Raw genomic sequence first — 20,801 nt, 5'->3', positions numbered from 1 at the left:
TAAAAAAAAGGCAATTCCAAATGAATTGCCTTTTTTATGAATCATTCAACTTAGAATTATTCTATAAAATATAATCAGTACCATCTTAATGCACAATTTAAAAAACTAATTTTCATTCTTTCACTTCTTTTTTTATTCAATTTCAATCTCTAATTTTTTGTTAAATCACAACGTAGATCAATCTAGTGAACTTCGTCTATATACTATAAATAAATATATAATTTTTTCAAAATTCTCAACTGCAAATATTGAGTTTTCAACTGGGTTAATCCAACATCGTGATGAAATATGTTCTAAATAGAATTTGATACAGAAGATATTAAATTTAGCTTGAAAAAATTGAGCTAAATCCCCATATTAAAACTCAGTTTCATGTTTTATTTTTATTTCTTTAGTCTTTGAAAATTAAAATATTTTTTAATAAATTGTGTTGAAAAATATCAAACCATTCCCATCTATTGTCCAAGTACAAAATTTGTTGTGAGGAAAATAAGAATGCGTTTTGAAAAATTTACAAATCGGCTGCAGCAAGCTTTATCAGATGCTCAATCTTTAGCCATGGGTAAAGACAATACCTCAATCGAAGGTATTCATGTTTTATCCGTGCTATTGCAAGAGCCTGCCAATATCAGCTTGTTACAACAGGCCGGGGCAAATCTGCGCGATCTTCAGACCAAGCTACAACAAGCATTGAATAATGCAGCGACCATTGCCAATCCAACCGGAGATATCAATCTTAATCCTGAAGCGGTACGCGCCCTAAACCTGGCAGACAGCTATGCACAAAAAGCCGGAGATGAATTTTTATCGACCGACTGGGTATTGCTTAGTTTGGCTGAAACTGGTGCAACTAAAACTTTACTGAATAGTGTAGGCGTAACATCAGAAGGTTTACGTAAAGCAATTGAGAATATTCGAGGTGGTGAACAAGTCATGAGTAATAACCACGAAGATCAGCGTGATTCACTGAATAAATACACCATTGATTTAACTGAACGTGCGATGTCCGGCAAGCTCGATCCAGTGATTGGACGTGATGAAGAAATTCGTCGCACAATTCAGGTACTTTCACGCCGTACTAAAAATAATCCGGTATTGATTGGTGAACCGGGAGTGGGTAAAACTGCGATTGTCGAAGGTCTGGCACAACGGATCGTCAATGGTGAAGTCCCTGAAGGCTTAAAAAGTAAACGGGTTTTATCTTTGGATTTGGGTTCATTGCTCGCAGGCGCGAAATATCGTGGCGAGTTTGAAGAACGTTTAAAAGCGGTTCTGAAAGATCTGGCCAAGTATGAAGGAGAAGTTATTCTCTTTATTGATGAATTACATACCCTTGTCGGTGCCGGTAAGGGCGAGGGTGCCATGGACGCAGGCAATATGCTGAAACCTGCATTGGCACGTGGTGAACTGCATTGTGTCGGTGCAACGACTCTAGATGAATATCGTCAATTCATCGAAAAAGATGCTGCGCTAGAACGCCGTTTCCAGAAAGTCTTGGTAGATGAGCCAAGTGTTGAAGATACCATTGCAATTTTACGTGGACTGAAAGAGAAATATGCAACGCATCATGGCGTACAGATTCTGGATTCAGCCATTATTGCTGCTGCAAAAATGTCGCATCGTTATATTACCGATCGTCAATTACCGGATAAAGCCATTGATTTGATTGATGAAGCAGCTTCACGAATCAAAATGGAAATTGATTCAAAACCCGAGCCACTTGACCGTTTGGACCGTCGTTTAATCCAGTTGAAAATGCAACTGGAAGCGGTAAAACAGGATGCAGATTCAGTCAGTAAAGCTGAAGTATCACATTTGGAAAAACAAATCGAAGAAGTGCAGCGTGAATATAGCGATTTGGAAGAACAATGGATCGCTGAGAAAAGATTGGTTGAAGGCACTAATCAGGCACAAGTCGAGCTGGATAAAGCGCGTACCGCATTTGAAAAAGCACAACGTGAAGGTGACTTGGCGGAAGCCAGCCGTCTGCAATATGGAGTGATTCCTGAATTGCAAAAACGTCTGGAAAGCGAAGAAGTTGCCGAAGAAAACAATGAAGAACCAAAGTTAATCCGTACCAAAGTGACTGAGAATGAAATTGCAGAAGTGGTGAGTGCGGCAACCGGTATTCCAGTGGCGAAAATGTTGCAAGGCGAACGTGAAAAACTGCTTCAAATGGAAGATTTCTTACATAACCGTGTAATTGGACAAGATGAAGCGGTAGTTGCAGTGTCGAATGCGGTACGCCGTTCACGTGCAGGATTGTCTGATCCGAATCGTCCAAGCGGTTCATTCATGTTCCTGGGCCCAACAGGAGTGGGTAAAACTGAATTGACCAAAGCCTTGGCAAACTTCCTGTTCGACAGTGATGATGCGATGGTTCGTATCGACATGACTGAATTCATGGAGAAACATTCTGTCAGCCGTTTGGTCGGTGCACCTCCAGGATATGTGGGCTATGAAGAAGGTGGTGTATTAACTGAAGCTGTGCGTCGTAAACCTTATAGTGTCGTGTTGTTTGATGAAGTCGAAAAAGCGCATCCGGACGTATTTAACATCTTGCTGCAAGTGCTTGATGATGGACGCTTGACTGACTCTCAAGGCCGTGTGGTCGATTTTAAAAACACCGTTATAGTCATGACCTCTAACTTGGGTTCGCAGGATGTACGTGAATTAGGTGAAAATGCAACCGATGATGAAGTCCGCACAGTGGTAATGGAAGCCGTATCACAACACTTCCGTCCAGAATTCATTAACCGTATTGATGAGCTGGTGGTATTCCATTCACTGAAAAAAGCACAAATTCGCGGTATTGCAGATATTCAGTTGAATCGTTTGCGTTCTCGTTTAAGTGAAAAAGACATGCGTCTTTCTGTCGATGATAGTGCGTTTGATCAATTGATCGATGCTGGTTTTGATCCTGTATATGGTGCTCGACCATTGAAACGTGCAATTCAACAGCGAGTTGAAAATTCATTGGCTCAAAAAATCTTAAGCGGAGATTTTCTGCCTGGCGATACGATTTTGATTAAAGGTGAAAATGGTCATCTTGAGTTTGAAAAAATGAAATTAAGTTAAGTATTTGATTAAACCAAAAGATAAAAAAACCTGGCCTTGGCTGGGTTTTTTTATTTTACGTCTATCGCTTTTTTTGTTTCTATACGTAAAGCTAATTGCAATTTATTAATCGATGGTTAAAATTGCATCCGAATCTACAACTTGGATGTGTAGATCAGTGCTTTAAAAAAAACAAAAAATGCCGCCGTGCAGCGTGCGAAAAGGAATAAAAAGTATGATGGAATTTAAACTTTTACGACAATTAAAAAAAGAGCCGTATAGTCAGTATAAACATACGGGAGATGTGACGGTTCAAGAACTCAAGCGGATGTATGATATTTATCAAAAATATTATGCCAACACCCGTTATGAAATTTTTGAACATGATTTCTTAGAAAAAACAGGTGTTTTCTTTATTATCGAACCTAAAAACAAACAAATCGTCGGCTTTTCTACAGTTATGGAACGTGATTTCGTGGTCAATGGTAAAGCTCGCCATGCTTTTTTTAGCGGTGACACTATTATTGAGCAGGCTTATTGGGGAAATCGGGCGTTAACGCGTGCCATGTACCGTTATATCGTCAGTTTTAAAATGCGCTATCCACTTACGCCGATTTACTGGATCTTGATTTCCAAAGGCTTTAAAACCTATTTATTGCTCGCAAATAACTATTACAGCTATTATCCGCACTATGGGGAAAAAAATTCGCATTTACAAGATTATGTCGATTCCTATTGCCGACAATATTTTGCCGAATATTATGATAAATCATCGGGGTTGCTGAATTTCGGTGAAGATTATCAGCCTTTGAAAGCGGATGTTGCACCGATTACCAAAGAATTGCGCGAGAAAAATACCAAAATTGCATTCTTTGAAGATAAAAATCCGACATGGGTGGAAGGGACAGAATTACCCTGTATCGGTGAATTACGCTGGAGTGATTTATATCGCTTTATTAGCCGCTTTATGACCAAAAATATGAGTGTGGGCAAAGTAGAAAGCCAAGTGCAACAAAAACGTCCATTACATATTGCTTCAGATTCTGATTCTAAGGTGGCGTAACCATGGGATTGCTGCTCTCAGCTTCACATCAAATACTGGAATTCGCCTGCCGTAAAGCATTTCAACGTTATCGGCAGCAAGCGAATGATTTAGAAGGGGTGCAACGTCAAAAGTTGGACCTGTTCTTAAAGCAGCATACTTCGCAAAGTCTGAGTTATGAACAGTTTGTAGAAAAATATCCACTTACCCGTTATAGCCATTGGAAGGAAAAAATTGAACAGTCTCGCCAAAGTGGCAAAAACTGTTTAGGAGCGGGGAAAATTATTCGCTTTCAACCCACCAGTGGCTCAAGTGAAGCACTGAAATTTATTCCCTATACGCAAAGTTTTTTAAATGAATTAGATGAAGCTATTGGTTTATGGCTAACGAATTTATATCGTGAATATCCACAATTAAAAAATTCAACCCATTATTGGTCGGTGTCATGGTTGCCGGAAAGCCAGCGTAAACTTTTAGAAAACAGTAATCTCAATGATGACAGTGCATTACTCAATGTTTCAAAACGTTTTTTAAGTAAAATTACTCAATCTGTCCCAACCGACATTGCCCTGGCCAAATCAGCAGAAGATGCCATGTTTGCAACCGCCGTGTTTTTGGTTGCAGATAAAAATCTAGGTATGATTTCAGTGTGGAGTCCGACTTTTGCACTGCAATTATTGGACGTGATTGAACAGAATCAAAATGAAATTGTGGAAGTGCTGAGAACAGGGCAATGGAAACGTAACAGTCTGGATTATTTAAAAGCACCACAATCTTCAGAGCAAAGTTATAAATTACAACGTTTAGATTTAACAGCCCCCACTGCCTGGAAAAATCTTTGGTCTAAATTGACCTTAATTTCCAGTTGGGATACAGCAAGTGCTGAACGCTGGGCCAAAAATTTACAAGATCGTGTAGCGAATGTTGCTTTTGAGGGTAAGGGCTTATGGGCAACAGAAGGCGTAGTCACGATTCCTTTCAATAATTGTTATCCGCTCAGCTATCAGTCACACTTTTACGAATTTTTAAATTTAGAAAGTGGTCAAACCTTACCTTCATGGGGGCTTAAAGTGGGTGATATTGTAAGTCCTGTTATTACTACGGGTTCTGGACTGATCCGGTATGTGATTGATGATGAACTTGAAGTGACCGGTTTTTATGAAAAAATTCCATGCTTTTTGTTTTTGGGGCGAAAAATGACGGTCGATTTGGTGGGGGAGAAAATTGATCAGATAACCGCACAAAAAGTATTAGCCACATTTCAACAAGACGATTATGTTCCAGTAAGTTTGTTAGGGATTGAGTTTTGTGAGATTAAAAAGCCTCACTATATTTTATTAAGTGAAGGTAATTTATCTAAGCAACCTTCAGCAGTAGAATTAGATGAATTGTTAAAAGAAAATTTTCATTATGAATTGGCACGAAATTTAGGCCAGTTAGATGAACCTGAGGTGAAACATGTAGATGATGCTTGGCATTATTATAAAACCTTAGCAATGCATAATGGAATGATCGAAGGGAATATTAAACCTGAACCTTTGAAAAAAATGAAAACAAAAATAATTTAAGTGTATTTGAGTAAAACTATATGAGCTTAAACGTATTGTATGCACAAGATGACAATGACAACCAAATTTATCGCTCCAAAAATGAACCGGATTTTCTGGTACGTTCCGCAACTGTAGCAGATGACGAGCAACTGGTTCAATTGATTGCGGAAACCATGCCAAGCAATGGTATGACTTGGGCTTTTGAGCGCTCTCCAAGTTATCTCAGTGCCAGTCATGCCCAGTACAATTGTCCAGATATCAAGTTGGTGGTGCTGGAGGAAAATCCGGCACAAGTAGTCGGTATGATGAATCTAGGTTGGCGCTATTGTTTTATCAATGGTCAAGCAGAGCCATTACGTTATGTTGCAGATTTGCGCATGCATCCGATGTACCGCGGTAATAAAGTTCTACGTCTACTGATGGACTATGTCTATGACGAAATTCCCTTGGATACTATTTTTGAAAGTGTGGTTTTAGAAGATAACACCGTCGCATGCAATATTTTGCACAATGAGCGTAAAGGCTTTCCCAAACCGTTTCATTATGACGATATTCGTACCTTTACGGTGTCACAAGCGAAAAAACCGGCGCAATTTGCACAATATCGTTTTCAGCAAATGAATGCGAGCCATATAAGCGAAGCCAATACATTTATCTTGACGATGAAACAACATTATAATTTTTTACCAAATTATGATTTTTCAAGTTTAGCGGAATCGAATCATCCTTTTTGGTTGGGCATGAATATCAATGATTTTTATATTATGTATGACCAGAATAATCAAATTGTCGGTTTGTATGGTTTGTGGAATCAAAAAACTTTTAAACAAACCCGTGTTGTCGATTACTCTTTGCCCTTAAAAGTTATTAAGCCTTTTTATAATATCTATGCTGGCATTCGAGGGGTTTTGTCTTTACCGAAAAAAAATGATGCCTTTGAATATTTGATGATTCATAGTGCTTTATGTCATCCCGTGCAACAAGATGTGTTTGCCAGTCTGATTTTTCATGCGAAGCAACAGACTAAACTGCGTCGTAAACAAGCCTTTTGTATTACTTTAGCAAATAATGACCCACGTATTCATTGGATGAACAATACCAGCTCTCATGTGATTCAAGCCAAGCATTATTTTCATAGTTTTAAAGCTAATCCCTATACCATCTTTGATCGTAATAAAATTAGTTATTTTGAAGTGGGACGTATTTAATTAGTGTTTGGTATGACCCAATCATGCAATGTGATTGGGAGTAGCAAGTTGTTTGAAAAAATTATATTAATTTTCATTTTTTAGTTATATTTTTTCGCAAAATAAGTCAGCCTGATTTAAGCCAAGAGTAGGCTAAAGTGAACTTTGTTCATCAATTGCAAAGTTTCATCTCATTAATCATAAATTGTCAGAAAAAATGAGTGATTCCAAGCATCTTGATGCTGAAAGCATTTAACGTGTACAAAATAGTATTAAGCCATCGGTGGATAAACAAAAAAAGAAAGTAAAATTTTAACTGATCAAAACAATCAACATATTCAAAAGCAGAATATTGAAGAAACGGTATTAACCGATTACGCGATGCAGAAGAAAAAAGCGGCTGAACAATGAATGTTGAATGAAAAGCAAGTCAGCACCCATTCGACCATTCGTTTATTTGATACCGTAAATCAATCAGATAATCTACATATGAATTATTATGAGGGGATTACCATTGAGATGAAATGCTAAATCGCATTTCATCTCAATGTGTATTATTTCATGCCAAGCGTCATTAGATTGGGTGGTGCTTAATTATCCATGCTTTATGGATTTTGGTATTGCGCTTGAAATCTTGCCCAATGGTTTCACTGGTAATATCTTGCACATCAAACATGGCTTGAACTTCTTCATCCATCTCAAAACCACGGTAGTTATTCGAGAAGTACAAAGTGCCTTCAGTGGTTAAACGGTTCATGGCACGTTTAAGCAAAGAGTTGTGGTCACGTTGTACGTCGAAAGTGCCGTAGAACTTCTTCGAATTTGAGAAGGTTGGCGGATCAATAAAGATCAGGTCATATTGTTCATGACCTTCTTTTAACCATTCAAAACAGTCGCTAGAGAAGAACTGATGTTGTTGATCTGGATGATCTACCGTCAAGCCATTAAGGACAAAGTTTTCTTTAGACCAATTCAAATAGGTATTGGATAAATCGACACTTGTAGTACTTGCTGCGCCACCTAAAGCTGCATGAACACTGGCAGTAGAGGTGTAACTGTACAAGTTCAAGAAGTGTTTACCTTTTGCTTCCGCAGCAATACGTAGACGCATTTGGCGATGATCGAGGAATAAACCGGTATCTAAATAATCGGTCAAGTTGATTAAAAGTTTGGCTTTGCCTTCTTGAACGATAAAACGCTTAGAAGCAGTACTTTGTTTTTCGTACTGAGTTTTACCTTCCTGACGGGCACGTGTTTTAATAAAGATCGCATCACGACCTAAACCAGTCACCGCACGAATAGAAGCCAATGCAAGATTAAAGCGTTTTTTTGCTTTTTCAGGATCGATAGTTTTTGGTGGTGCATATTCCTGCACATGCAGACGATCACCATATAAATCTACTGCGACATTAAAGTCAGGTAAATCTGCATCGTACAAACGCAAGCAATAAATATTTTCTTTAACCGCCCATTTTTTCAAGGCTTGAATATTTTTTTGCAAACGGTTGGTAAAGTCCTCAGCACCTTCAATTGGCTCGAACTGTTGCGGTTGCCAAGTCGCCAGGAAAGGCTGGCTTGCAGCTGCAGGTTTGATCGTGCCGAAACGTACATAAATAGGAAGCTTACCATTCATCAAACGCAAGATTTGCGGATCATTGAACGCCAGTACATCGGCCTGTTCAACTTGTGCAGCAATCACTGCAGCATATTGATTCGGGAAGTTCTTTTGCAAAAGACCTGATAAGCCTAAATACAAAGCACGGTTTGACGATTTTTCACCCAAACGCTCACCATAGGGTGGGTTGGTGACGATAAATGAAGTTTTCCCTTCAGCTTGGAAATCTGGCCAATCTGCAAGGGTACGTTCTTCAATTTTGATTTGATCGAGTATCGATTCAAAACCAGCTGCAATAATATTTTGCTTGGTGGCTTTTACAGCCTCCCAGTCAGCATCATAGGCATAGAACTGAGGGAGCTGTTTTTCTAATCCTGCTTGATGGCGTTCAACTGCTTCAGCTTTAATCGACATCCATAAATCATGGTCATGGCCATTCCAGCCACTGAAACCAAAGCGGCGGACTAAACCGGGTGCACGATCGGTGAGCATCATTAGAGATTCAATGATGAATGTCCCTGAACCACACATTGGATCTAAAATAATGTCAGGATTTCGTTCGATTAATTTGGCTTTTTGCAGAATTGCTGCTGCAAGATTTTCTTTAATTGGTGCATCGGTCATGAAATGACGATAGCCGCGTTTATGTAAAGAATCACCTGATAAATCCAGGCAATACGTATGCTGAGTTTTACCAGCAAGTACGTATAAAGTAATTTCAGGTTGTTTAATGTCGATGCTTGGGCGTTTGCCTACCGCTTCCATAAAGGAATCGACCACACCATCTTTTACACGTAAAGTCGCGAACTGAGTATTTACTTTGATGTCACGTTCGACATGTAAACGAATGGCAAATGTACTTTGTGTAGCAAAAATAAGTGACCAGTCAAAGTTCATTGCACCTTCGTACAATTCTTCAGCCACATCACGTGCATCATGCGTGAAGTCCAATTCATGCGTATGAATAGGCGTCAGTACACGAGAAGCTAAACGTGACCACAAACAAATACGGTATGCATTTTCTAGCGTGCCTTGAAAAACTAAACGTCCTGGAAAGCGTTCAATATTTTGAACACCTAAACCTTCCAATTCTTCTTGGAGTAAGGTTTCAAGCCCATCTGCACAGGTGACCCAGTATGTAGAAAGACGTAGTTTCGAATTCATGCAAATTTTCCAAAAGCAGCTAAGCAATCTATTATTTTAACGTATTTTAGTCCTGAAAAGTTTTTAAATTAGGGCAAAGCCTAAGCTTGATAGAGGAAATATATGATTTTTATCTATTAAACTTGCATAACTGGTATGTATTTTGCTGATAACCCTGCTTATTGGTTATAAGTCACGTGATGCTGACCCTAACTGCTATTTGTAATCATTTTGATTTTAAAGGGGTACTGAATGCAAGATACAACTGAAAATATTTTTTTGAACCGCTCTGAAGCTTTTTCTGTTGCGACACTGCTGTATACCCGATTAAGGCGCGTGAGTGGGCGGGTAATAGATGTTATGTATCTGGTAGAAAATCAAGCTTACGCCAAATATGTGATTGATCTTGCTTTATCTGGGGATGATTCCGAGTTGCAGCGACAAGCAGAGCGTCTACGTTCCTTAATGGTGCTCGATGCTGAACCTCATCAAATTCAAATTGAGGTTAAGGAAGAAATTGCAGACATTTATGAAACGGAATTAACAGAAGAAGAAATTTATAAAGCACAAGTATCCCATCACTATATTGGTGCATTGCGTTGATTTTTTAGGCTCTAAATATTGCTTTGATTTAGAGCCTGATTTTAATAAATTACTCACAAATTGAATTTCATTCATTAGGTGGTGGAACATTTAAATGGGTAAAACTAATCCCTTACTTTTAATTAATAAATTGACATGACACGTAAATAGTCACTGAATGCTGAAAACTTCAACTGCCAACCACGGGGGAATATCTGTATAATAGTTCAACTTAACTGAACGGGAATCTCTCATGCACTTGGCGGCATTGCATACTCCGAGCCAGATTCAACTCAATCAACAGGGTAATCTCAAACATTTCTTGACCATTGACGGTCTTTCTAAAGAAACCCTGACCAAAATTCTTGATACAGCCAATTCCTTTTTTAATGATCAAAATCAATTGATCACGACGCCTTTATTAGAAGGCCGTACAGTGATGAATTTGTTCTTTGAAAATTCGACCCGTACGCGTACCACTTTTGAAGCAGCGGCAAAACGCTTGTCAGCCAATGTACTGAATATCGATATTGCACGCTCAAGTACTTCAAAAGGTGAAACATTACGAGATACCTTGTGGAATCTTGAAGCCATGGCAGCGGATATTTTCGTGGTTCGTCATTCATCTTCAGGGGCAGCACATTTTATTGCCCAAACCGTTTGCCTGGATGTTGCAATTATTAATGCCGGTGATGGTCGTCATGCGCATCCGACTCAAGCCATGCTGGATATGTTAACTATTCGCCGTGAAACTAAAAAGCCATTCGAAGCTTTAAGTGTGGCCATTATTGGTGATATCAAACATTCGCGTGTAGCCCGTTCTGATGTGGCGGCATTGCAAACTTTAGGCTGTAAAGACATTCGTGTGATTGCACCGAATACCTTGCTGCCATATGGCTTTGAAGAATATGGTGAAGATGTTCGTATGTTCAATAACATGGAAGCCGGAATTAAAGATTGCGACGTGATTATTACTTTACGTATTCAAAATGAACGTATTGATTCTCCAGCGCTGGCGTCACAAGCTGAATTTTACAAGATGTACGGTTTGAACAAAGAGCGTTTGGCGATGGCGAAACCTGATTGCATCGTGATGCATCCGGGGCCAATGAACCGTGGGGTCGAAATTGATTCCAGTATTGCTGATGGTCCGCAAGCGGTCATTTTGCATCAGGTGACCAATGGTATTGCTGTGCGAATGGCGGTACTGGCACTGTCTATGCAAGGTCAGTTGCAAGAAAAAGGTTTAATTGAAGCGATTGCGGGATAAGGTAAAGTCATGAGTATTGTAAAAATTGAAAATGTCCGTGTCTTAGACCCCATTCAAAAAACGGATAGCGTACAAACGGTATTTATCGAAAACGGCAAACTGGTTGCGGAAACGGATCAGATTAGTGAAAGCATTGATGGTCAAGGTCAATGGCTGATGCCAACCATGGTCGATTTGTGTGCACGTTTACGTGAACCCGGTCAGCAACAACACGGTACTTTGAAATCTGAAGGAAAGGCCGCGCGTGAAAACGGTATTTTACATGTCTTTACTCCACCAGATTCAAAACCAATCGTACAAGACAATGGTGCACTGATTCATGGTTTGGTTGAAAAGGCCATGCTGGATGGCGGTATTTATCTGCAGGTGATTGGTGCGCAAACGCAAGGTTTGCAAGGCAGACAGCCTGCAAATATGGCAGGTTTGAGAAAAGGCGGTTGTACTGCTGTTTCGAATGCCAATGCACCGTTTGCTGATGATGATGTGGTGATTCGTACCCTTGAATATGCTGCAGGTTTAGGCATGACTGTCGTGTTCTATGCAGAGGAACATCAAATTGCCAAAGATGGTTGTGCACATGAAGGCTTTATTGCTTCACGTCAGGGTTTGCCGATGATTCCGGCATTGGCTGAAACTGTTGCGATTGCTAAATATTTGCTTATCATCGAAGCAACCAAAGTACGTGCACATTTCGGATTGTTGTCTTGTGGGGCATCTGTTGAATTGATCAAAATTGCAAAAGATAAGGGCTTGCCTGTCACTGCTGACGTGGCGATGCATCAACTGCATTTAACCGAAAGCCTAACTGACGGTTTTAATTCTTTGGCGCATGTACGCCCGCCATTACGGGCTGAAAAAGATAAGCAATTATTACGACAAGGTGTAAAAGACGGCGTGATTGATGCGATTTGTACCCACCATGAACCGCTCAGCAGCTCTGCAAAATTAGCACCATTTGCGGAAACACAACCGGGTATAACTGCTTTTGATACTTATGTGGCGTTTGGTATTCAGCTGATCAATGAAGGACTGTTCGAGCCTTTAGAATGGGTGGAAAAAGTCACTCTGGCTCCGGCAAAAGTGGCGAATATGATGGATCGCTGGACTGAAGAATCAGGTTGGGCCTTGGTTGATCCTAAACTTGAATGGATAGTTGCTAAAGATTCCATTCTTTCACAAGGTAAAAATACACCGCTTATTAATCAAAAAGTAGTGGGTAAAGTGGTCCAAACTTTTGTGCCTTAATGGATTTAATATTTTTTTATAATTTATAAAAGTCAGCTTCGGCTGGCTTTTTTATTTTTGAAAAAAATAAGAGTATTCAAATAATACAATTAATTACACTGTCTGAAAAATGAGCAGATAAAATAAAAATACATATGATAAGACCAAAATAAAAGGAATAATGGATGAATATTAATTTGATTGATTTATTGAAGCAGAAAGTATCTGCAATTGTTCTTGAAGGTGAAACGGAATACCTAAGCGAGAAAAGTCAAGCATTAAGTAGTTTTTTCCCTATTCTATTGGCAATTTTCAAATCTAAACCAGAACTTATTGGAAATTTGCAGAGTCAATTAAATCCGAGATTGCCCGATCTGTTTGAAACAAATCCCGATTTAAAGCGGGAATTTTTAGAACAGATTTCAGGCACAGTTCCCCCTGGCGCAATTGAATCCACCTTAAATCGCTCAATTGCTCCCACACTTGGCTTTTTAGAAAATGAAGCCGGTTCCTCTGAACCAAGTGCGATTGCACATCTTATCGAGACACACTGGCCTGCTGTATCGAGTGCTTTGCCACATTGGGCACCAGCGTTTTTAAGTGCTTTAGGCGTAGGACTTGCCTCTGAACATTCCTTACATCAGGCGCCTGAAACACATGTGCTGGTAGAAGAAAAAAAGAAATCGAGTCTTTTATTGCCACTTATTGGTTTTATTATTTTGGCTGTACTACTTGCCATAATGTTTAGGGCTTGTTCTGATAGAAAGGAAACTGAGTCTGTAAGCGGTGTGCCTGCACAGACTGCCACCAGTGAGCCAGCAAAATTACAACTCAGCACGGGTTCGACAGGAGATTTAACCACATGTCAGTTATATTCTGGCAATGCGAGTTATATCGATATTCTGCAGAAAGAAATTAAACAAATTTTTAATCACAATATTGGTTGTGGTGTAGAAACAAATGCAAGCTACCATACCGAATTTATTGCTCAAGATGCCATTCCAAGTGTATTGAAATTGGTTAAAGGGGTTCCAAATGCATCCATAATCTGGATGGGAGATCAGCTTTCTATTCAGACTGCCAATCCGACTGATGCAGAGCAATTGGCGACTAAAATTAAGCCACTGGTTAAAAACATGACAGTAATGACGCAAGCAACGACTGCTGCTTCTACACCGGTTGATACCAGTACCGCAATTAGTGAAGGTAATATCAATGCGGAAAAAGCTTTGGCGGAAATTAATCCAGATCGCATTCGCGCCTTAGATATTGCAACAGCACTAAATATGCAAATTATCAATTTTGATACAGCAAGTAGCACTATTCCTGATGCCAATAAATCAATTTTAAATCAAGCCGCTGCGCTGATTAAACGTGCATCACAAGTGCATTTGACGGTTAAAGGGCATACCGATGCTGTGGGGGATGCTGCAGCAAATAAAGCATTATCACAAAAACGAGCACAAGCCGTTGTCGATTACCTGGTACAACAAGGTGTTGATCCAGCACAGTTACAGGCAGTCGGTTATGGTTCGGAACAGCCTGTAGCGGATAATGCAACGCCTGAAGGTCAATTTAAAAATCGCCGTATTGAGTTTGAAGTGTTAAATACCGAAACAGGTGTAGTTCGTGAAGTCGATGAGCAAGGGATTAATAAACAGTAAATAATGAGCACTCACTAAAAGGACGAATTGATTCGTCCTTTTTTTATTGGCATGCTGTAGTGAATTATAAAACGTGAACATATTATGCGTATTAGTTTTATTGGCGCTGGGCGGGTTGCACATCATTTGGCTCGTGTTTTAAGCCAGCATCATCAAATCATGCAAATCTATAGCCGCAGTCTTGAGCCTGCACAAACTTTAGCTGCCCAAGTCGGTGCAACTGCAACGGTGGATATCTCCGAGATAAATCCTGAAATTGATTTGGTGATCATTGCAGTAAGTGATCAGGCGATTGCGTCCATCATTGCAGAGGCTCATCAACACTTAGCAGATGTTTTGATTGTGCATACTTCAGGCAGTACCGATATTGAAGTCTTGGCAAAAGTTCATGCACGTGCTGGAGTTTTTTATCCTTTACAGACCTTTAGTCTGGATCGGGAAATTACTTGGGCCGATACGCCATTATTTATAGAAGCCAAGTTTGAAAAGGATCTGGTTTTATTAAGCCAATTGGCCAATCAGTTGAGTAGTCGCGTTTATCAATATACATCGGCACAGCGCTTAAGCTTGCATTTGGCTGCGGTGTTTGCCTGTAATTTTAGTAATTATTGTTATGACATGGCGAAGCAGATTGTGGATGCACAGCAGGTAGATTTCTCATTGCTTTATCCACTGATATTAGAAACAACCCATAAAGCTGTACAGCATGATCCTAAACAGATGCAGACTGGACCTGCAATGCGAGGGGATCAAAATATCTTGAATATGCATCAACAGATGCTACAAGATCTAAATCGGGATGATTTGAAAAATATTTATAGTTTGATGAGCCAGCAGATTTTGCAATCGCATCAGCAAAAATAATCGTTTAAAATTAAGTCAATATACTTGAAGAATGAATAGAACAAGGATGTCTTTATGGCAAAGGATTTTAACAGCCAATATGTAGTTGATGGTTATGATGAACATATCCGTAAATTAATTCCCGGCTATGAAGTTGTACATCAACAAATTCAAGCCTTGTTGAAAACTTATGCTGATGAATATGCAGATGTGCTAATTGTAGGTTGCGGTACCGGCTATGAACTGGGTCATCTGGTACGATTGTTTCCGAACTGGACGTTTACTGCAACAGAGTTATCAGCCGCTATGCTGGATAAAGCCAAACAGCAGATCCATTCTTTAAATGCATCGCATCGGGTGGAGTTTGTATTGGGAGATGTAGACCAGTTAAAAACAGGTCAAAGATACGATGCGGCGCTTTCTATTCTGGTCACGCATTTTGTAGCTTATTCAGATAAGCCCAAGTTGTTTAAAGCTATTCACTCACGTTTAAAACCTCAAGGACTATTCATTACGTTTGATTTAACCCGAATAAAGTCAGATCAGGAGCTGGAAATACTGAAACATATCTCTCAGGCAAATGGCTTAACGACTTCGCAATCTGCTGCAATGATTGATCGTTTGGAAGATGATTTTTATCCGCTGTCGAAACAGGAAACATTTGAACAATTGAAATTGAGTGGATTTGATTCTGTAGAACGCTTTACCCAAATTTTATCCTATCAAGGTTATCTGGCGATAAAAGCTTAAAGTCTAGGCATAAAAATGGCTCATATTTATATGAGCCATTTTTTTAAATCTTTACTCGGTTCATTTAATTTTCTTGAACAGGAAGTCATTAATGGTATGACCTTCCTCTATACCGCGACGTTCAAACTTGGTTTGTGGGCGCCAGTCAGGGCGAGGGTAGCTGTTGCCTTTACCCGCCATATTTTCAAGATTTGGACGGTTATCTAACACATCCAGCATCCATTCCGCATAGGGCACCCAATCTGTAGCCGAGTGGAAGGTACCGCCCATTTCCAGTTTTTGCTCAACCAGCGGCATACGGTCATGCGATACAAAACGACGTTTGAAATGACGTTTCTTTTGCCAAGGATCGGGGAAATAAAGCTGTACTGCATTAATGCTGTTGTCCGGCATTTCCCGAAGTACTTGAATCGCATCGGCATCAAGTAAACGCAGATTGGTTACGCCTGCCATGCCGGCTTCATATACACATTGCGCGATACCGGGAACATGCACTTCAATCCCGACATAGTTACGTTCAGGATTGGCTTTTGCCATAAGCACCAGCGAACGGCCCATACCAAAGCCAATCTCAACTGTTAAAGGGTGTTCTGGATGTTCAAAGTGCTGACGTAAATCACCCACCGGATATTCCAAAATTAGGTGACCATATTGTTCAAGCGCAGTACGTTGAGAGGTATTCAGCGGAGATGAACGACGCATAAAAGTAACAATTTCGCGATGTTCATTCAAGTTGTCCAGCTCGACGACTTGCGGGTCTAATTGATCGTTCGACATAACTTTGGCAAATGTAAAAAATTCGAATGCGGTATTTTAAGTCCTGAGCCTAACAAGTCAAACATTTTCATTTTTAAGCTGCAATAAAGACAGCAGAGCCATATGGCTATTGCGCCTTTATTTATCGTAATAAGGACAAGGTATAAGGATTTCTGATGGAGAAAAATAAGTTGACTAAATGAATAGTGATGAGTGTTGGGTAAAAGAAAGGCTTGAACTATATGGAATAGAGTGATGATTATTTTAAGGCAATGGTCAGTACGCCAAGCGCAATCAGGACGATACCCAAGTATTCTTGTAGGCTGGGTCGTTCACCTAAAAAAAGCACAGCAAATAGGGTCACTAAAACCACACTGAGTTTATCAATCGGTGCCACTTGTGAGGCTTGACCGATTTGTAGGGCGCGAAAATAACACAGCCAAGATGCGCCAGTCGCTAAAGCCGACAAGGTTAAAAACAACCAGGTTTTGCCTGAAAGCAACAGGGGATTCTGCCATTTGCCTAATCCCCACACCATTAAACTTAAGACAAAGACAATAATAACGGTACGAATCAGAGTAGCCAAATCAGAATCGACCTGTCGCAAACCTACTTTAGCAAAAATAGCGGTTAAGGCCGCGAAACAGGCAGATAATATCGCCCACATAAACCAGTGATTAGTATTCATAATACTGCCTATAATTTTTTTAGTTTTGGGCTGCCATCATATTGGAAATTTAGGAACGGATAGCAGCCATGATCGCACTGTTATTTTAATCAAAAGTTAAAGCGGATTATAGCGATCAATTAATGTATTGCTGGCTTCATTCAGACCGCTAACTTCAACTTCAATATTTTGAGCTTTAAATTTCTGTATCACATTGTTCAGCATATTGACGGAAGTAATATCCCAAATATGAGCATGGGTTAAGTCAATCTCAACTTTAAGAACATCTTCATTAAAGTTAAAAAACTGGAAGAATTTTTCTGAGCTGCTAAAGAAAATTTGCCCTGAAATTGTGTAATGACGTGTTGATTCATTGAGCAATACTGAGCTGACTTTTACTTCACTTTCAAGCTTATTGATGATGAACAGCGCAGACAGTAGCACACCAATCAAAACCCCTAATGCAAGATTATGGGTGGCCAATACCACAATCACGACAGCGATCATCACCACATTAAATGAAGCAGGATGCTTGCGGAACTGTTTGATAGAGCCCCATTGAAAGGTGGTAAAAGACACCATAATCATAATAGCAACAAGAGCAGCCATCGGAATGTAGGCCAGCCAGTCTTTAAGAAACACCACTAAGCACAGTAAAAACACACCTGCAACCAGGGTGGATAAACGCGTTCGTGCACCTGATGATACGTTAATGATGGATTGACCAATCATGGCGCAACCCGCCATGCCGCCCATAAAACCGCTGACGATATTGGCATAACCTTGACCACGGCATTCCTGATGACGGTCGCTTTCGGTGTCGGTAACTTCATTCACAACAGTCGTGGTCATCATGGTTTCTAATAAACCGACTGTTGCAAGGGTCATTGAATAAGGAAAGATAATTTTTAAAGTTTCAAAGTTCAGTGGAATTTCTGGAATCAGGAAAATAGGAAGCGTGTCTGGAAAATATCCCAAATCACTCACGGTACGCATGTCGCCGCCGAGTAATAAAGCTAAAATACTGAGTACCACGATGCAGATTAAAGGTGAGGGAATTGCTTTGCCAATTTTCGGAATATAGGGAAAAAGGTAAATCAGTGCCAGACCTAAGCCTACAAATAAATAGCCTAAACTATCCATCTTGCTTAATTCGGGCAGTTGAGCCACAAAGATTAAGATCGCCAACGCATTTAAGAAACCATACACCACGGACTGCGAAACAAAGCGCATCAGCTTGGCGACTTTAAAATAACCTGCAATCACCTGAATGATGCCGGTCAAAATGGTTGCTGCCAGTAAATACTGCAAACCGTGATCTTTGACCAAGGTAATCATCAGCAAAGCCATCGCGCCGGTCGCCGCCGAAATCATTGCCGTACGACCGCCAAAGAAAGCAATAGTAAAGGCTATACAAAAAGAGGCATATAGACCGACTTGCGGGTCAACACCTGCAATGGCTGAAAAGGCAATTGACTCAGGAATCAGTGCTAAACCCACCACCAGACCGGCTAATATATCGGTGCGGATATTGGAAAACCATTCTTCTTTTTTAAGGCTAATCACTAGGTTAATTTTCATCAAACTTTAAAGCTGGGTATGTTAAAACAGTTTTATAGAAAAAAGCACATCAGATTGACTTGAAAAATACTGCATTTTAGACAATATTCAAAAGGTAAGGGTTTTTTACGCATTGATGCTTTTTTGCAATTTACAGGTACGATCACTTGAAAGTTTGTTAGAAGAGATTTAAAACAGTTAATAGTTAAATAACAAGGATCAGATATGAAGCTTTATTACGCCCCGGGCGCGTGTTCTCTAGCATCACATATTATTTTAAATGAAATTAATGTCGATTTTGATTTAGAGCGTGTCAATTTAAAAACACATACAACAGAAAAAGGTGCTGATTATTACGCAATTAATCCAAAGGGCTATGTTCCGGCTTTAGAAATTAATCCAGGCTTGATTCTGACTGAAAATGTGGCAATTTTACCGTTTCTTGCCCAACATGATCCCAAACAAGATTTAATTCCGCCGTCTGGTTTGGGGCGTGCCAAAGTTCTGGAATGGTTGGGTTACTTAAACTCTGAATTACATGATGCTTATGCGGTATTTTTCGGTGCGCCTTTGTCAGATGAAGCGAAAGAAAAAGCCTATGCTGAAATTGATCGTTTGCTTACCTATATTGAAAAAACCATTGGCGAGTCAGATAACGACTATTTGGTTGATGATAATTTTGGTCCCGCAGATGCCTATCTATTTGTATTAACAAACTGGTCGAATGGTATTGGGCATGACCTTACGCCGTATAACCATATTATTGCCTTACGTAATAAAGTGGCTGAACGCCAGTCGGTACAAATCGCGATGCGTGATGAAGGTCTAATTCCTTAATTTTCCATTAATTTTAAAAAGCACCTGAGGGTGCTTTTTTCTTTGCTTTTAAGAGTGTGAAATGTTAAATAACTAGAGAATTTTTATTGTTGATTTTTTTTTCAAGAGTATTTTGCAGATTCATGAATTTTTAGCAATAAAATAGTTGCGTATATTGGTCGCTTTAAACACATCCTTCAAGGCGAATGAATAAGTAATATCCTGATTGTGAATGGTGCCAAGCAATTTGCACACTCAAATAGCGAGTTAAATAATACTTTAACTAAATTGGCAAATGCTGTGCTTGGTGAGCTGGGTCATCGCATTAAAATTTCTCCTGCAGATAACTACTATAAAATTTAGGAAGAAATTCAAAAATATGTGGGGGTAGATGTGATTATTGATTAAATGCCAGATTGGTGGATGTGTGCACCTGGGACAGTAAAAAAATATATTGATGATATTTTTACAGAAGGGTATGGAACTTTATATGCCAGTGATGGTCGATCTCGTTCAGATGCATCGAAAAAATATGGTTCAGGTGGTCTCATTCACGATAAAAAGTATATGTTATCGTTAACGTGGAATGCGCCCATGGAAGCGTTTAATGAAGCTGATCAATTTTTTCATGGCGTCGGGGTTGACGGGGTGTATCTGTCATTTCATAAAGCCAATCAATTTTTAGGGATGAAAAGTTTAGGCACCTTCATCGTAAAGGATGTGATTAAAATGCCGAATGTCGCTGAATATGAAAATAAATATCGCCAGCATTTGATGGATGTTTTTGCCTAGTGGTTTAGTAATAAAATGGATGTTACGGCTATGAATTACTGGTAGATCATGAATCTGATCCTAATGATCAGACTAAAATGCCTGATACAATTACCATGTTGGAACAGTGGAAAAAGTATGGAACATTTAAATGCACATTTACACACACCGGATATGCAAGCGTATCAAAAGCAAGTTAAAGATGATGTACTTGAGGTTAAAATCCGGATTATGCAAAAGGGTTTAAGTCTTTAATTACATTCTTGAAGTATAAAAAAGGACTCAAAAGAGCCCTTTTTAAGCT

Annotated in this window: 15 protein-coding genes and 1 pseudogene; 12 read left to right on the top strand and 4 right to left on the bottom strand. The window is 39.6% G+C overall.

Translation table 11 applies throughout. From position 1 onward, the window contains the following. Positions 1–495 precede the first annotated feature (495 nt). The 4 genes from clpB to AY606_RS02735 all read left to right on the top strand — a co-directional run bounded on the left by clpB (position 496) and on the right by AY606_RS02735 (position 6,857). Positions 496–3,078, top strand: coding sequence for an ATP-dependent chaperone ClpB (gene clpB, locus AY606_RS02750; protein ID WP_067864312.1), 2,583 nt, complete (start codon positions 496–498; stop codon positions 3,076–3,078). A 214-nt stretch (positions 3,079–3,292) separates the two neighbouring features. Beyond that, positions 3,293–4,120 (top strand): hypothetical protein, encoded by an 828-nt coding sequence (locus AY606_RS02745; RefSeq protein WP_067864309.1) that lies wholly within the window; start codon positions 3,293–3,295, stop codon positions 4,118–4,120. Between the two features lie 2 nt (positions 4,121–4,122). Then, entirely contained in the window at positions 4,123–5,667 is a 1,545-nt protein-coding gene (locus AY606_RS02740) for a GH3 family acyl-acid amido synthetase (protein ID WP_067864306.1), read from the top strand. A gap of 20 nt (positions 5,668–5,687) precedes the next feature. Beyond that, complete coding sequence (locus AY606_RS02735; RefSeq protein WP_067864303.1) at positions 5,688–6,857, top strand: GNAT family N-acetyltransferase; 1,170 nt, start codon at positions 5,688–5,690, stop codon at positions 6,855–6,857. A gap of 553 nt (positions 6,858–7,410) precedes the next feature. Here AY606_RS02735 and rlmKL read toward each other — a convergent pair. Then, positions 7,411–9,615, bottom strand: coding sequence for a bifunctional 23S rRNA (guanine(2069)-N(7))-methyltransferase RlmK/23S rRNA (guanine(2445)-N(2))-methyltransferase RlmL (rlmKL, locus tag AY606_RS02730; protein WP_067864300.1), 2,205 nt, complete (start codon positions 9,613–9,615; stop codon positions 7,411–7,413). 231 nt (positions 9,616–9,846) lie between these two features. On the opposite strand from rlmKL, the gene AY606_RS02725 reads away from it, so the two are divergent. The 6 genes from AY606_RS02725 (at position 9,847) to AY606_RS02700 (ending at position 15,927) form a co-directional block, all read left to right on the top strand. Continuing rightward, a complete protein-coding gene (locus AY606_RS02725; RefSeq protein WP_067864297.1) occupies positions 9,847–10,197 on the top strand; it encodes a hypothetical protein in 351 nt (116 codons plus the stop codon). 232 nt (positions 10,198–10,429) lie between these two features. Next, positions 10,430–11,446 carry an aspartate carbamoyltransferase catalytic subunit gene (locus tag AY606_RS02720; protein ID WP_067864294.1) on the top strand — a complete coding sequence of 339 codons (1,017 nt, stop codon included), beginning with the start codon at positions 10,430–10,432 and terminating at the stop codon, positions 11,444–11,446. A 9-nt stretch (positions 11,447–11,455) separates the two neighbouring features. Further along, positions 11,456–12,691 (top strand): dihydroorotase, encoded by a 1,236-nt coding sequence (locus AY606_RS02715; RefSeq protein WP_067864291.1) that lies wholly within the window; start codon positions 11,456–11,458, stop codon positions 12,689–12,691. 164 nt (positions 12,692–12,855) lie between these two features. Beyond that, positions 12,856–14,334 (top strand): OmpA family protein, encoded by a 1,479-nt coding sequence (locus AY606_RS02710; RefSeq protein WP_067864287.1) that lies wholly within the window; start codon positions 12,856–12,858, stop codon positions 14,332–14,334. Positions 14,335–14,418: 84 nt separating this feature from the next. Beyond that, a complete protein-coding gene (locus tag AY606_RS02705) occupies positions 14,419–15,198 on the top strand; it encodes a Rossmann-like and DUF2520 domain-containing protein (protein ID WP_067864284.1) in 780 nt (259 codons plus the stop codon). A gap of 54 nt (positions 15,199–15,252) precedes the next feature. Next, positions 15,253–15,927, top strand: a complete 675-nt coding sequence (locus AY606_RS02700) for a class I SAM-dependent methyltransferase (protein WP_067864281.1) — start codon at positions 15,253–15,255, stop codon at positions 15,925–15,927. A 60-nt stretch (positions 15,928–15,987) separates the two neighbouring features. Here the strand turns inward: AY606_RS02700 and trmB are convergent, their stop codons facing one another. The 3 genes from trmB to AY606_RS02685 all read right to left on the bottom strand — a co-directional run bounded on the left by trmB (position 15,988) and on the right by AY606_RS02685 (position 18,916). Continuing rightward, complete coding sequence (gene trmB / locus AY606_RS02695) at positions 15,988–16,704, bottom strand: tRNA (guanosine(46)-N7)-methyltransferase TrmB (RefSeq protein ID WP_067864278.1); 717 nt, start codon at positions 16,702–16,704, stop codon at positions 15,988–15,990. A 238-nt stretch (positions 16,705–16,942) separates the two neighbouring features. Further along, the gene (locus AY606_RS02690; protein WP_067864275.1) at positions 16,943–17,371 is read right to left on the bottom strand and encodes an EamA family transporter; all 429 of its coding nucleotides are present in this window, start codon (positions 17,369–17,371) and stop codon (positions 16,943–16,945) included. Positions 17,372–17,467: 96 nt separating this feature from the next. After that, positions 17,468–18,916, bottom strand: coding sequence for a SulP family inorganic anion transporter (locus AY606_RS02685; RefSeq protein ID WP_067864528.1), 1,449 nt, complete (start codon positions 18,914–18,916; stop codon positions 17,468–17,470). A 219-nt stretch (positions 18,917–19,135) separates the two neighbouring features. Between AY606_RS02685 and AY606_RS02680 the strand changes: the two genes are divergently transcribed. Together AY606_RS02680 and AY606_RS02675 are read left to right on the top strand one after the other, a co-directional pair. Next, on the top strand, positions 19,136–19,747 hold the full coding sequence (locus tag AY606_RS02680; protein ID WP_067864272.1) for a glutathione binding-like protein: 612 nt from the start codon (positions 19,136–19,138) through the stop codon (positions 19,745–19,747). Between the two features lie 189 nt (positions 19,748–19,936). Continuing rightward, positions 19,937–20,518 (top strand): annotated as a pseudogene (locus AY606_RS02675) (NAD(P)H-dependent oxidoreductase). Positions 20,519–20,801: the final 283 nt, after the last annotated feature.

Source organism: Acinetobacter sp. SFB (assembly GCF_001647545.1).
Taxonomy (GTDB): Bacteria; Pseudomonadota; Gammaproteobacteria; order Pseudomonadales; family Moraxellaceae; genus Acinetobacter.
Note: the sequence above shows the minus strand (reverse complement) of the source record. Positions and strands in the feature narration are given on the sequence as shown.